Raw genomic sequence first — 14,840 nt, 5'->3', positions numbered from 1 at the left:
AGAATTTTAAAACCCAAGTAGAAAGCGCCATCATGACAATGAAGCCCTGGGAATTATTAACGAGAAAATAGTCCCTTTACCTTCCTCTGAATAAACTTCAATATTCCCTCCATGAAGTTTTAGTATTTTATTAGTGAAGGGCAATCCAAATCCGTATCCTTTTACGTTTCGTGCATTGGACGCTCGAAAAAAAGGTTGATAGATATTTTTGATGTCTTTGGAAGGAATGCCCACCCCTTGGTCTGTAACTGTAATTATTGAATTGTTTTCATTGAATGTAATTTTAACCACAACTTTTTTATTGTCCGAAAACTTACAGGCATTATCCAAGACATTGTTGAGCGCTATTTTAAGCAGCCCATAATTTCCTTGAACAACCAAACTGTCAGGATCTTCGGGAACACTGCTCAAATCCAGTTGAATTTGGTGTTCGGGACGAATTAAATCCATACTCTGTATCACTTCCATAACCAGTTCATCCAATCTCACCTCTTGAATAAGCCCTTCACTTCCTTGATTGGTCTGTGCAAACTTCAGCAAGCTGTTTATTAGTAGATCCAATCGTTGAGCTTCCTGTTCGATTCCTTTCAAGGTATCTTGGTATTCCTCTGGATTCCGTTCCTTTATCAAGGCTATTTCTGTTTGAGTTAGAATAGCTGTCAACGGACTTTTAAGTTCGTGCGATGCGTTGTTAATGAAATTGCTCTGCACTTCAAAAGAAGTTTCCAACCTATCCAACATATCGTTTATGGTTTTGGACAGTTCATTCAATTCATCTTTATTATTGTTTACCGTTAACCGTTCAAAAAGATTACTAGCCCTTATAGAATTGGTTTTCTTAACAATTTTAGAAAGAGGGCTCAACAACCTGCTCGCAAAGTACTTCCCGAGGAAATACAACAAAACACTACTGAACAAATAAATCAAAATCAAGATATTCCGGAGGTTATTTAACCCCATATTGCCATAAATATCAACTGCAGACAATACCAGATTAAAATCTCCTTGATTATCTTCTTGGATACTTCCCACATAGAAAACATTTTCTATTTTGGTTTCGTACACTTCACCTTTTCTGAGGTTTTCCAAAACTTGAGGAGGAAGCTCATCCAAACCAGTTATATCACCTTGCTCTACAGAAAAAATATATTCTTTTTCTTCAGGAAGCTTCTGTAAATGCTTGTTACGGATATCTTCATAAATTGGCGTATTGAGTTCATCTTTATCGGCATACGCTTTTGCAGCTATAGAAGCCCTTTTGGCCAAGCGATCGCTAAAGCTATCTTCAAAGTAATTTTTGGCGAGGAAATACACCAATACAAAGGCCAACAATTGCAAAGCCCCTGCTAACCCCATAAAGATTAAGGCTATTTTATTCCTAATCTTCATTTTCCGAAACTTTTAAAATATAGCCCATCCCAACTACCGTATGGATTAATTTAGACTTAAACTTCTTGTCAATTTTATTTCTTAGATAGTTAACATACACATCTACAACATTGGTTCCCATATTAAAATTGATATCCCAAACATTTTCCAACAAGTCTACCCGTGAAAGTACCTTGTTTTTATTTTTCATAAAGTACTCAAGCAAACGGTATTCGGTGGAAGTCAATTTTATTTCACTTCCACACCTAGAGGCAATTTTTGTGTCTAAATTCAATTCTAAATCGGAAATGGACAGAACAGAACTTGTTACTGCCTTTTTTTGATGGCGCCTAGAAACCGCCCTTATTCGGGCCAATAATTCTGAAAACTTAAAAGGCTTGGTCATGTAGTCATCGGCACCTGTATCCAAACCTTTCACTATATTCTCTGTAGTACCCAAAGCAGAAAGAAAAATTATTGGTATATGCCCAAACCCCATAGTCTTGATTTCTTTGGAAATATCAAAACCGTTCATTCCAGGAAGGATGACATCCAACAAGATTAAGTCTACTTTTTTTTGCTTCAGCAACTCAAAAGCAGTGGGTCCATCATAAGCTATCATGGCCTCAAACCCTGATTCATCCAACCCCTTTTTCAAAGAAGTGGCCACATTGTATTCGTCTTCAACAATTAGGATATTTTCAACCATTGATTGATGCTTTTGCTTCTCTAAAATAATTCATTTTTTTAAGATAGACAGTGTTCCTATACCTCTTAAAAACAAAAAGCCCGACTATAAAGTCAGGCTTTTGCATATTCAAAAAGCTTGATACTATCTTTTCAATCCTTTAACTACATACAACATACTTCCTTCATTGGAAGCCGTTACAGGATTGGCATTAGGATCTGTAAAACTTGGATCTACCCAACCGTGGTTTTGAGTAATCAAAAGGAAGGTTTTATCAACTCCCACAACATCTGAGATATCAATCATTCCAGTGATTTCCCAAGCATTGTTGGTCGTACCATAACCCAATTCCTGTGCGTCTGTTTGGTTACACTCCAAAACGGTTTTCAATTGGTATGAATTTAAGCTGTACTCATACAAGGAGGCAAAATGCTGTTTGTCTGCAGAATCCCAATATCCATTTGGATCTTCTTGGATGTAGATATAATTTTCAGTTACCACAATATTATCTGGACTATGGAATCTTTTAGCCTCTCCATCAACAATATCACCATCCAAGATACAAGTAATGGTTCCTGCTTGTGTTGGATCTTCTGGGTTTAAAGTTACTTTATAAACACGACCATAGATAGAACCTTTCCCTACCAAATCATTCTTTTTTCTTCCTGTTACACAGAAATAGATTTCTCTGTTGTTTTCAGCAGAACCTTTTCTCCAATCGATATCTTCCAACCTAGAGAATCCCATCACTCCTTTAGCTTTACATTCAGCATCCAAAAGGTTGATCTCAGTTTCTTCCAATTGTACAAACTCCATTGGATACGATTGGCCTTGTTCCATGTCCATTTCAAATTCCACATTAGGATCTGTCACTTTCAAGCCATAAAGGTTTCCACCGTCCAAATCGCCCATATTACCTACATACATCCCTAATTGACCTGAAGGTACTACGTTGTCTGAATGGTCATCTCCAATAAACACCACGGTTTTTCCTGGATAGGCATCCTTACCAATAGCAACCGCATTTTCTGTAGACCATTGCCCCATAGCTGGTAACATAGTGGCTACAGAAGCATCGTTGGCATCTTTATAAGGATTGGTTACAAACACTCCTTTGGAAGCCCCTCCCCATTCACCTCCAGAAAGATAAAGCGGTCCAAAACCATGTTCTTCTGGAGTAATCAAAGATCCAGAACACTGTGCAGTAGACCCCGTTGCTTCAGCATTTAAAATATATTCACCATGAACTGGCTTAAAGTTTTCATTCAAGGTAATTCTGGCGATAGAATAGTCTGCCTCTATGTTATTGATCAATGTATAAGTACCCTCGTCGTTTTTCAAAAGTCCAGCACCATCTGCCATGGATCCGTAAACGAACTCAGGAGAGTTTTCAAGGACATCTTCTGAAGATAAAATAGGATAAATCTCAATGTTTTTGAACCCAGGTTTCACCTCCAATAAAGAAGGTGTAGAAGAATAACTTTGGAATTGGATGGTTCCCGGCTTTTTTGCTGCAGAAGCAACCTCTACATTTTGAGCCAGGTCTTCTTTAGCTACCTCATTGTCACAGGACAACAATGAACAAACTGCCAAAGACGATAAAAAGAAAATTTTTTTCATTTTTTTAGTTTTTAGAATGGATTAATGTTTTGATAAAAATATTTCAACAAATCCTCCCTGTGGTTAACTAAAAATTGGTATTAAATGAAAAAATTGTTTCGAAAATGTTATCAATGTAAATTTTAAGGAATTGTTTAAAACCATTCCAAATAAAACATTGTCAATCAGTTAAAAAAGTAAAATTAAACAAAAAAGTTCCCTGTAGAACTATTAAAAGCCAAAACCTAGTCCAAAGCTTACACGAGGCCCATCCACCGAACCAAATACCCCAAGATTGGCAGTCAACAAATCGGCACCGTTTACAAACAAACCACCTCCATAAGAATTGTGCCATCTATCAGAATCTTCATGAGTCCACCAAACGCGTCCGTAATCAAAACTTCCGTACATCCCTATTTTGATAGGAACCAAGGCTGTTTTTAAATTACTGAAACTATATCGCACATCCGTATTCTGATAAAAGGCTATTTTTCCTGTAAAGCGTTGGTTTCGGAAACCTCTTAAACCGTCCAAGCCACCTATAGCTGCCGCTTGATAAAATTCAAAATCATCTCCCATATTGATATGTCCCTTCAAGGTTGTGGCCAAAACCAACTTGCCAGAAGGGTTTAGTTTATGGGCAATGCCGAGTTTTGAAATAAGATACCCATAGCCTCTATTTCCCTTATCCAAATTCTGTTTATAACCCAAGTCCAAATTGAACAACAAACCCATAGTTGGATAGGCTCTACTGTCATAATTCACAAAATGATAGCGTGCATTGACCCCTCCAAACTGAACTTCATCAAAAATATATTCCGGCAACTCTCCACTATGCTCATACACATATCTGTTTTGTGTATCATGGACTTCAGTAGATTCATACCCTACAGCAAGGCTAAGTTCACTTCCTCGTTTTGAATTCCAAACCAAAGCTGGTGCCACCAAAAAGGACCGGACCTTAACCCTATTGTAATTCAGTCCATAATCATCATCGTAATTCGATGTCTCATTACCATAGCCAAAGAAGTTTAACGTGTAATTAGGACTTTGAAAACCTGCATTAAAACGCAGATTTAAACCTCCCACAACATTGGCAAATTCTCCCCTGTACAATAACTCATAACCATCTGTAGCAAAATAATAGGCGGCCCGAAACTTATGCTGTGAAGTAAAAGGATTTCTCTCAAAACCGTATCTAGTGTAAGTATCCGATATCCCTATTTTCAAACCATCGTCTGGATTAGCTCCCAGAATTGGAATTAATTGATTGACATTATTCTTGATCTTTTTATAATCGTAAACATTGGTATTATAGTCATCCCTTAATTTAATGTGAGCCTTTTTAGCTTGACTCAAATCGTTTTTTTTGGACTTATAATCATAGATGACCACGTTTTTTCCTTTTTTTACAATAAATTCATCATTGTTCTGTCCTCCAACCAACCGAATTTTGATTCGCTTACTTTTCCCTTTCACTTCAAAGGTATCGTCATCATCCAAACCATAAATCCAAATTTCATTAGTTTCTTTAGGGTCATAAATTCTATGGTGAAATTGGTCCTTTACAGTTCCATCCTTTTTCCTGAGTACGGTTACTTCAACCTTGCCATCCTCCAAAGCTTGCACCAAAATATAATCGTCCTTATTGGTCGCTGTCAACACCCCAAATCGGCTAATCAACTTATAATACCTATCGGAAATTATCTGTAAATTAGAACGACGCTGTTTTAAAATACGTTTGATTCTGTCTACGGTTTCATCCTGAACTTCCTTAGGCAAATAGGCAAAGGCCTCTTCTATCACTTCGTCGGTAACATGCTCTTGAATATAGGCCACCTGAGCGTCCCAAACCGACTTATCCACATCTACCAAAAATGCCATATCCAAAGGAAAAGGCTCCGCATTGACACCTTTCACATCCTTCAAATCCGGTGTATACGATCTCAAGACTCGAGCGGCAGGAATCAAAGTCACCCCTGCCCCTAACATAAAACCTTCCGACATCATACTAAACGACTGATCCCTGTCGCGCGGCAAAGCACGATAGACCTTTTTACCGTCCTCCTTGAATTCCATCCAACGCCATTGGTCATGATGCCTATCCCAATCACCTATGAGCATGTCAAACAATCTGGAACGCACAAAATGTATTTGGTCAATTCTCACATCTTCATCGGAATGCACTTCCTTGATAACGTCCAAAGTACTGATGATATCCCCTGTAAATCCTCCTTCTGCAAGATGCATGTGCCCATCGGAGCCATGCTCTTCCAAAAGATACAGTTCATTCCCAAATTCATCATTAAACTCCTTAAGGGCAATTTGCTTTGGTACATAATATAATTTTGGATTCAAATGATACACCCCAACCGCATTAGACAACGTACCAACCGTTAAAGGAGCATATGGATGGGCACCCGTAAAAACATCCAGCACCAACTGTTCACTGGCCGTATCATCAAATTGGCCTTCTACATATTGATCCTTGAACATGGAAGCCTGAATGTATTGGGTGGCACTCTTACGCACTGCTCGCATCACATATTGTTTCCCATCGGCATCCTTCAAGCGCAAAGAACGTGACTGTGTACCCCCTCCTTTTCTTATGGGAATCAGCCCTCCATACAAAGTATCTAAATTGACGGTTTTGACTGTAACCGGAGTGTTGTAATACTGTCTATAGCGTTCTCCCCACAAGAATTTATAAAAATTAGATTTCTCGGTTTCTTCTTTAGAATATAGCGAAGCCAAAATGGAATCCTGAAATTGCTCAGGATAATTCACAGTAGAATGTTGTTTTGCTTGGTGGATCTGCTTTTTGAAAACACAGTTGTTGGAATAGGTTTCAAAAAACTGAACGTCGGTAGATTGGTCCTTATGAATGTTCAAAAGTGCAAAACCGTACTTTCCCCATCCAAAATCACCTTCTCTATATCGTACTCCCGTTTCTTTGGAACCTGAACCACTAATGATCTGTGTTAAATTATCCCTTTGAAGAAACTGTATACTATGTTCATGCCCGGAAAGGAAAATCACCTTGTCATTTTGTTGGGCTGCTGCAATCAAGTTTTTACGCAAATCGTTATAAAACCAATTGGAAATATCGGCATTGGAAATCCCAGAAGTACTTCGCAAAATATTCTTGAAAGTTCCCAAACCAGGTAAAGGTTTCATATGGTCTAAAAACGTATACTGCCCGCCATGAGGACCATTGGTAAACATGGGGTGGTGAATGGCCACCAAAGTGGTTTTCCCCCGCGCCTTTTTAATTTCACTTCTGAACTCATCCAAAAAAAGGGCTCTAGTATTGATGTCACATTCATCATTAATGGTCGGGAACTTATTCCAATTGGTAATGTACCATTGCGAATCTACTAACAACAATACCACATCATCACTAAGGTTCACTTTTTCAATAGGACAGCCATTTTCTGGCTGAAAGGTATTTTTACCCAAAGCCTTTTCTACATACTTTTCTTGACGCTTCAAGCCATCAAGTCCAGAGTACCAGTCGTGATTTCCAGGAATAAAATAGACCTTTCCTGGAAATTTGGCAGCAATGTCCGTTTGTAGCTGCAAAGCCTTTTCGGCTGCTTCGTGTCCTTTATGGTCTTTATCAGGGAATCCTTTGGGGTAAATATTATCCCCAAGAAACATTAAAATATCATTTTCATCGGCGGCTTGAAAATTATTATAGAGTGCATTCAATGACCTCGAAGGCCCTCCATCATCATCTGGTTTTCCCGCATCCCCTATTAAAAACACATTAAGCGTTTCCTTATCTACATGCTGAATCTGCTCAGGTTGTGGCTGATCATAAAAATAGTTATGGCTTGCACAGCCAACCAACATTACAGAAAGGAGAACAAATAATTTGTACTTCATAGAAAAGGATATCTTATAGGGAAACTTCCAAATCGGCAATAGAGGCCAAAGTTCCCAACTTTTTAAGGTTAGGATTGATTTCTGCCCGCAAAGCCTTAATGCCACTGGCTCCTTGAAGTTCTTCCAATTCCACAATTTCTATGGAACTGCCTATATATTTTTTAGATTGTAAAAACTCAAAATAGTTGAGATATTCCTGTTCTACTTCATTGCTGGAATACACTACACACAACTTATGGGGCTGTGTCAAACGCTCATTGGTTCCCTTTATATGGGCCTTGTCAATGCGCTTCTTAATCATTTCGTAGCGCACATTGTAGGCTCCATCCACATCAAAATGCTTTTCATCAATACGGTAGCGAATGGTCAAAGGCACATCATAAACCAAAATCAAAGAGGCCACTTCCAACTGAATTGGGAACTTGTCATGCTGATCGTAGTACATGGCTTCCATTTCGCACATCACCTGAAGCTGCCACAACCTTAGATTATACAGAACAGACTCATGATAATTGCCATGCTCGGCAATAGACTGCCCAACATACATATTGTGCTCGATGCCGTCTGTTTTGAATTTTTCAAAATAATGAGGAAAGATTGCCTGAGCTCTTTCTTGCTGTTTATCCAAAAATGCCGAAAGCTTTTTATTAATCAGGTTAACCGTTTGGTCATAATCCTTTCTGGCAAGGTAAAGCGATCCTGTTTCTTCATCTAAGGATTTCAAGAATGCCTTTACAGAATCGGTTTGTGTACCCGAGGCAATCAAATGGTCAAACAATGGCAAGATATGTTGATCAAAAAACAGGTGAATTTCCTGTTCCGTATTACTATGAAAATCTGCTTCCAATTCAAAAACATGCTTGTCTATTTGATACACCAACTGTTCGTAAAATGGCATGTTTTGACTGGCTATCAATTCCTGCAGGATCAATTTGGACTGCTGCAAGGCCAACAACAAATCTTGTTTTATGGCTCTATTTCTAGCATCAGATGAGCCTACAACATCTATTTGTCCATACAAAGGATGTACATTTTCAAATACAATTTCATGGAAGGTTGGCGATTCACCCAAACTTTTATTTTGAATATAGGCATTGGCCTCTTCCACAAAACGCCATTGCACTGAAGGATGAATAGAGGTACACTCGTTTTGTATCACGGCACTCACCTCATTTTCATACTCGGTAATGGTACGTTTTACATAACTCAATATAAACGGCATAATGCTATCCAACTTCACCATATTAATGGCATTAAGCTGATTGGCCTGATAGGTGGCCAATTCTATAATAAACTGAAGTTCTCCATCAATTACCATAGGCAGTAGCACCGCACTTTTCAATTCCTTTTCCACTAAGGAATCCCGCAAACGATTCCCTTTTGATTCTTTTTGGTAACGATCTATATTTGGAATGATCACTGGCTGGTGCTCCACAAACAAACGTTTATAGATGTATTTACAGGCATAATTGCTACAGGTAAGCTTATCTCCCTTTTTCAATGTCAGAGCTCCCAAACCTTTATCAAACGGAGGTAAAAGCTGGTTGCCGTCTACCTTGTAACTACCAACCTCCAAATCCTCTATGCCAAAAATCTTTCTGATATCTTCAACTATGGCTTCGTAACTCTCTTTACCCGGTTGAATTAGATGGGTTTTAAAAGCTTCAATTTGATGGTCCAAGGTTACATCTATCATATTCACAATACCGAAACCTTCCACCGTCCAAGAATCCTTTGGGAAATAGCGTCCCCAAACACTGGTATCATGGGCATTGGTCAATAATTCATTCAAGATATCTTCCGTAATCTCTATCGCACTGGTATTGGGATACATATCTATAAAATCGGCATTGTAAGTTACCCTATAAACCTTTGTATTTCCTTCTTCGTCCTGTAAACTAATTTGTTTCGGTTTTCCAAAATCGACATTAAAACCGTAGTGTTTATTGAGAATGATGGCATATGGCATAAGGTTTAGCGCCTCTTCGGATTCCTTATAAAGCTTTCTTAGGGCTTCCCCTGTATTCGAAATGGTATGATTGTTAATCTCTTTAAACCTTTCGGAAACGTAAAAAAACTGATTGGAATATGGAAATACCGCAGCCTTGATCTCATTACTGCCCAAAACCGCCGGGAACAGAAAGGCCATGACCTGATCAATTTCCTTTCGGTAGGCATCAAATTCCTCTGTAGAAGAGGTGCCCGTTATCAAGGCTGGACATTGCTCAAAAATAGCCAATACCTGTTCTGCTTGAAAACGCTCCATTGAATTACTGGAATCCAACAAGCCCTCAAAGCGATCCTTTAAGTATCTAAATGAGATAATAGGTTTAAAAGGTCCTGTGTTAAATTTTTCCATAGGCTATTAGGTTACTTAATGTTCGCCAAAAAATGATAGCTCATCACAAAAGACAGTGCCGATATAATAATGCCTATCATAAATACTGTATAGGTGATGCGCAACAGGCGATACTTACGCTCCAAGACCAATCCCAAATAATATAAATCTCTGGTCATGGAATTGTATAATACATCTTCATTTTGAATCAAATAGTCGATACCCCATTCAAAATCTTGCAACGACATTTTATAAAAGTTGCCAAAAAACAGCAAATTGGTCTGTTTGGACTTAATCAAATCGCGGGTTAGGGTTTCGTTAAAATTGGCATCGTTGGAAATATTCGGGCGTGTAGACAGCACCGACAATACTACCGAAGCCACACTAAAAATCATTAATATAAGTGTAGGATATACCAAAAAAGTATTGGACTCATTGTCCAATTTTGGCACCAATCCAGAGAGCGCCACCGAAATGATAATGGCATTTACCGAAAGTAAAATATTGGCCTTGGTATCGGCAATGGCACTAAGTTCAATATGGTTTTTTAGGGTGACCCTAAACATGGTATCTACCCCTCTACCAAAACCTTTATTTTTGGTTTTGTTACGCTGTTTATCTTCTATTTTCCTGATTTTCTGGTCCAGCTCAAAGTTGTTCATTTCCTTGATTGGCTGCCATTTTGAAAGCGCATAATCCGTATAAAACCGATGTTTGTTCATAAACTGCTTGTTCTGTTGCAGCCATTCCATCTCCGTAATCTCCTCTTCCTTTTTGTACTTTTCCTCTCGTCTCAGTTTTTCTGAAATATCAAAAAAGGCCTCTGAAGCCACATGCCCACAATCGGCATCCTTAATCAATCCTTCTAGTGCATTGGCAGGCTTTTTATCCATTTTGGTAGCCAAAATAAGTTGCTCCACCCTTGTAATGTCATCGTGGGATACATTCTTGGACTCTAAAAACTGTTTGGCCAAAGCAGCACTTACCTCTTCATGGCCCAAATCCTTTTCTATAAAGCCCGTATCGTGGAACCAAGCAGCCATTTTCAACCAAAAAGCATCCGTGTCATTAAGGCCCTCCTTGGCACTCAATTGCGTAACCGCTTCTACCACTCTACACGTATGTTCTATGTTGTGATAAAAGTTTTTAGGGGACAGTTTCGTTTCAAAAAGCTGACTTACAAAGTCTTCAGCCTGCTGTAGAAGTGCTTCTTTCATAAAATAAAGATAACGAAATTTGGCTACAAAAATACCCTTGGTAACTTTGGTCACATTTATAAAGTAGCACCCCTTAATTTTTAGGTTATTTCACAACATACTTCAAGGATTTTAAATACTATTATCCCAATATCTCCGTTTCCTATAACCCAAAGGAAAAGGCTTGTTTTTATTTCACTAATTTAGCTTGATATCCATAACACCTATCACATGACAGTGGCCAAACATATATTGACACTTCTTTTTTGTTGTACGTTTTCGCTTTTCGACGCAGCAGCTCAGGAAATAAAAACGGTTCAAGTGGCGGACAACCTTTACTTTGTAGGTGATCGTGCATTTTCCTGTTTTTATATCACGGAAGCGTCTGTTATCGTCATAGATCCTTTAGATGCTCCAAGAGCAGAAGCTACTTTGGCAGCCATTAGAAAAGTTACCAACAAGCCCATTTCCAAGGTGTTTTATAGCCATAACCATTGGGACCATATTAGTGGCGGAAAGGTGTTCCAAAATGCTAACACAAAATTCATAAGCCATATTGAAGCCAAAAACAGCATCACACCCAATAATGCTGTGGTCACTCCAACCGAGACTTGGCAGGGCACCACTACCTCCTACGATTTTGGAAATGGTCAAATATTGGAACTCTTCTATTTTGGGCCAAACCATGGCGCAGGCATGACTGTATTCCGATTTGCCGAGCACAATGCAGTTTTTATTGTAGACCTTGTGGTACCAGACCGTGTGCTGTATGCCTATCTGCCAGATGCTAAGCCCAAACATTGGGTAGAAAGCTTGGAACACATCCAAAAACTGAAATTTGATAAAGTATACATGTCACACATGCGAGTAGAAGGCACGAGAAAAGATGTCACTTTTATGCAAGAATACTTCAAGGCACTATATGATGCTGTTGACAAGGAGCTCGCAAACAAAACGCCTTTTTTTGACATTCCAACCACAGTAAAGCTTCCTCAATATGCCCATCTTAAAAACTACGACCAATGGCTACCTATGAATGTATGGCGTATTCTTATGGAAAAATCCATTGGCCAATAGGTAATTAACACATCAAAAACAACCATGCAAATAATTAACAATCAACTATTTATACGTAAAATATTTCTAAAATTCAATATTAAAAATCGAAAATAGCTCCTTATTTTTACTTTGAACATCGCAACCCTTATCACTATGATTCATAAAAAGCTTCTCTTAGGAATAACCGCCCTTACATTTTTTGCCTGTAAAACAGATTCTAATACTCCTACAGTTTCCGAAACCTACCCTGATATCGCTATTGTTCGCGCTATGAAAAATGTCATGTGGGACGGCGCTTTGGATGGCGCTATTTTATTGGATACCATAGCTAACAAGAATGGACTCTACGGTCTTGGCCCCAAAAGTTTTTTAACTGGAGAACTGACTATTTTTGATGGACACAGTTATGTTTCTAAAGTCACCTCCGATTCTACTATGGTAGTGGAGGAATCATACAATGTATCGGCTCCCTTTTTTGTACATGCCAACATACAAGAGTGGGAAACCATCGAACTCCCAACCTCTCTAAAAACCTTAACGCAATTGGAACTCTTCATTGATAGTAACACCAAAGCCTTTAAGCGACCATTTACCTTTAAAATGCGAGGAAAGGCATCTAAGGCCACAATACATATACAAAACTTGCCAGAGGGCTCTAAAGTATCCTCTCCTAAAGAAGCCCACCAAGGACAGGTTAATTATCCATTGGAAAATGAAACTGTAGACATCGTTGGCTTTTTCTCAACCGAACACCAAGGAATCTTTACACACCATGACTCCTTTATGCACATGCACCTTATTACCCAAGACCGAAAAAAAATGGGCCACTTGGATGATATAGAAATAGAAAATATGGTATTGTATTTACCGAAACTATAAATACCATCTGTAAATTTCAAGGCCACTCTCAAATAAATTATTTGTGATTGGCCTTTTCTAATTTCTGCTTAAAAGCCAAATACACGCCATTACTCCATCCAAAGCCATCCTGTAAAGGGTACTCGCCTCCACCTGCTTCCAAAGTAAGGTCTTCTACATTATATTTCTCCATAAACCTCCCTGTAGCAGCATACACCTTTTCATTTAAAGCCACCCATCGCTGCATTATGGTCTTTGCTAGGTCATGGTGACCATAATTTTCCAACCCTATTACAGCCATCCATTGTAAAGGTGCCCATCCGTTTGGCGCATCCCACTGTTGTCCTGTAGGATAATTGGTCGTCACTAGCCCTCCTGGTTTCAGGAATTGGGTAGAAACAACATTGGCAACTGCATCGGCCTGCTCTTGTGAAACCATTTTAAAATACAAGGGATACACCATAGCCAAAGACAAACGCCCAGTTGGTTGTTGAGCCAGCCAATTGTAATCTTCAAAAACTCCCAATTTTTGATTCCAACTGATGGTGTTTAGAAACTCTATTCTATTTTGCTGACTCTTCTTTAATTCTAGGATAAAATTAGGGTCCTCGTTTTCAAAACACTTAATCAACACTGTCTCCATCCCATAGAGTAAAGCATTGAGATCAACTGGAAGGATCTCCAAAGTATTCATTGTGTTTAAAAGGGAGGCATCTCTCAACCAACGGGAGCTAAAGTCCCAGCCAGACTCTGCGGCTGCCCTCACGTGTCGATAAAATAAGGAATCCGTTGTTCCTTCATTCTTCAAATTGTAGTCCTCTTTATATGATTCATCCCTTGGTTTGTTTAAGGCATCATAATAACGATTCATTAATCCAAATTCTGTAGAAACTAAATGCTTATAAGTTTTCTCTGAATTGTCATAAGCCATCCAAAACTCGTATTCCTTGCGTAATGCTTCTCGATATTTCAGATAGACACTATCTCCTTTATAACTTGCAAAAAGTTCAATCATTTGAGAGAAAAAGGGAGGCTGCGACCTTGAGATATAATAACTACGATTGCCATTTGGAATGTGTCCAAAAACATCAATGAGGTAAGCAAAATTATCCAACATGGCTTCGATGGTTGCAAACTTTCCGCTTTCCACAAGGCCCAACATGGTAAAATAGGAATCCCAATAATACACCTCCCGAAAACGTCCTCCAGGCACTACATAGGCATTGGGCAGAGATATCAAACTATTCCTCCCGTGCATTGTATCAGCTACATGGGTTAAATAGGGCCATAAATCTTCGATATGCTCCTTTGCTGTGTTTTGAGCATCGTATTCAAAGCTTGATTGATGCTCCTTAGGAAGTTCAAAATTATCAGCTACAAACTTTCCAAATTTGAAATCTAACGTCGTTTTTTCTCTATGATACATCTCTAAAATGGAATCGTAAGGCAGTTTGGCTGTACAATCCACGAAAGTCTTGCTATCCCCAAACACATCCGATAATTGCACATCTACAAATAAATCCTTTAACACTTCACTTGGAGCCTTATAAGACGTTTTTTGCAGTTCCTTTTGTAAAACACTCGAAGTGGTCTCCGTTTTACAAGACCACAACAAAAAGCACAGCACCCAAATGTAAAATCTCATATATCAAGGTTTAAGCTTCCTTTAAAATACGCTTTTTTAAGCAATAGGAAAACCTACAAAAAAGAAACTGCCCCTTTTGGGGCAGTCACTCCGTACACAATCCTGTATACACCTTAATCTGAAAACTTAGCTTTTTATGTCGCTATGACAATTTCTTATTATTATCTATACAGTGTAAAATGTCCAACAAACTCTCTGTCG

At 38.7% G+C, this 14,840-nt stretch carries 9 protein-coding genes; 2 read left to right on the top strand and 7 right to left on the bottom strand.

The features are described from left to right. Positions 1 to 30 precede the first annotated feature (30 nt). The 6 genes from BKM32_RS09745 to BKM32_RS09720 all read right to left on the bottom strand — a co-directional run bounded on the left by BKM32_RS09745 (position 31) and on the right by BKM32_RS09720 (position 11,098). Entirely contained in the window at positions 31 to 1,389 is a 1,359-nt protein-coding gene (locus BKM32_RS09745) for a HAMP domain-containing sensor histidine kinase (protein WP_076663650.1), read from the bottom strand. After that, the gene (locus tag BKM32_RS09740; protein WP_076663649.1) at positions 1,379 to 2,077 is read right to left on the bottom strand and encodes a response regulator transcription factor; all 699 of its coding nucleotides are present in this window, start codon (positions 2,075 to 2,077) and stop codon (positions 1,379 to 1,381) included. Before BKM32_RS09740 ends, BKM32_RS09745 begins: the two co-directional genes overlap by 11 nt. 123 nt (positions 2,078 to 2,200) lie before the next feature. Next, a complete protein-coding gene (locus BKM32_RS09735; RefSeq protein ID WP_076663648.1) occupies positions 2,201 to 3,676 on the bottom strand; it encodes an alkaline phosphatase PhoX in 1,476 nt (491 codons plus the stop codon). Between the two features lie 210 nt (positions 3,677 to 3,886). Beyond that, positions 3,887 to 7,543 (bottom strand): metallophosphoesterase, encoded by a 3,657-nt coding sequence (locus BKM32_RS09730; protein ID WP_076663647.1) that lies wholly within the window; start codon positions 7,541 to 7,543, stop codon positions 3,887 to 3,889. 13 nt (positions 7,544 to 7,556) lie between these two features. Next, positions 7,557 to 9,902: a hypothetical protein gene (locus tag BKM32_RS09725; protein ID WP_076663646.1), complete on the bottom strand. Its 2,346-nt coding sequence runs from the start codon at positions 9,900 to 9,902 to the stop codon at positions 7,557 to 7,559. A gap of 11 nt (positions 9,903 to 9,913) precedes the next feature. Then, positions 9,914 to 11,098 (bottom strand): Pycsar system effector family protein, encoded by a 1,185-nt coding sequence (locus tag BKM32_RS09720; RefSeq protein ID WP_076663981.1) that lies wholly within the window; start codon positions 11,096 to 11,098, stop codon positions 9,914 to 9,916. Positions 11,099 to 11,308: 210 nt separating this feature from the next. On the opposite strand from BKM32_RS09720, the gene BKM32_RS09715 reads away from it, so the two are divergent. Together BKM32_RS09715 and BKM32_RS09710 are read left to right on the top strand one after the other, a co-directional pair. Further along, positions 11,309 to 12,154 (top strand): MBL fold metallo-hydrolase, encoded by an 846-nt coding sequence (locus BKM32_RS09715; protein ID WP_076663645.1) that lies wholly within the window; start codon positions 11,309 to 11,311, stop codon positions 12,152 to 12,154. A 135-nt stretch (positions 12,155 to 12,289) separates the two neighbouring features. Further along, the gene (locus BKM32_RS09710; protein WP_076663644.1) at positions 12,290 to 13,015 is read left to right on the top strand and encodes an acetolactate decarboxylase; all 726 of its coding nucleotides are present in this window, start codon (positions 12,290 to 12,292) and stop codon (positions 13,013 to 13,015) included. A 37-nt stretch (positions 13,016 to 13,052) separates the two neighbouring features. On the opposite strand, the gene treF is transcribed toward BKM32_RS09710, so the two are convergent. Next, the gene (treF, locus tag BKM32_RS09705) at positions 13,053 to 14,639 is read right to left on the bottom strand and encodes an alpha,alpha-trehalase TreF (RefSeq protein ID WP_076663643.1); all 1,587 of its coding nucleotides are present in this window, start codon (positions 14,637 to 14,639) and stop codon (positions 13,053 to 13,055) included. Between the last annotated feature and the right edge of the window lie 201 nt (positions 14,640 to 14,840).

The organism is Mangrovimonas sp. DI 80 (genome assembly GCF_001975575.1).
Taxonomy (GTDB): Bacteria; Bacteroidota; Bacteroidia; order Flavobacteriales; family Flavobacteriaceae; genus Mangrovimonas_A; species Mangrovimonas_A xylaniphaga.
The sequence above is the reverse complement of the archived record's forward strand: the minus strand, read 5'-3'. Positions and strand labels throughout refer to the sequence as shown.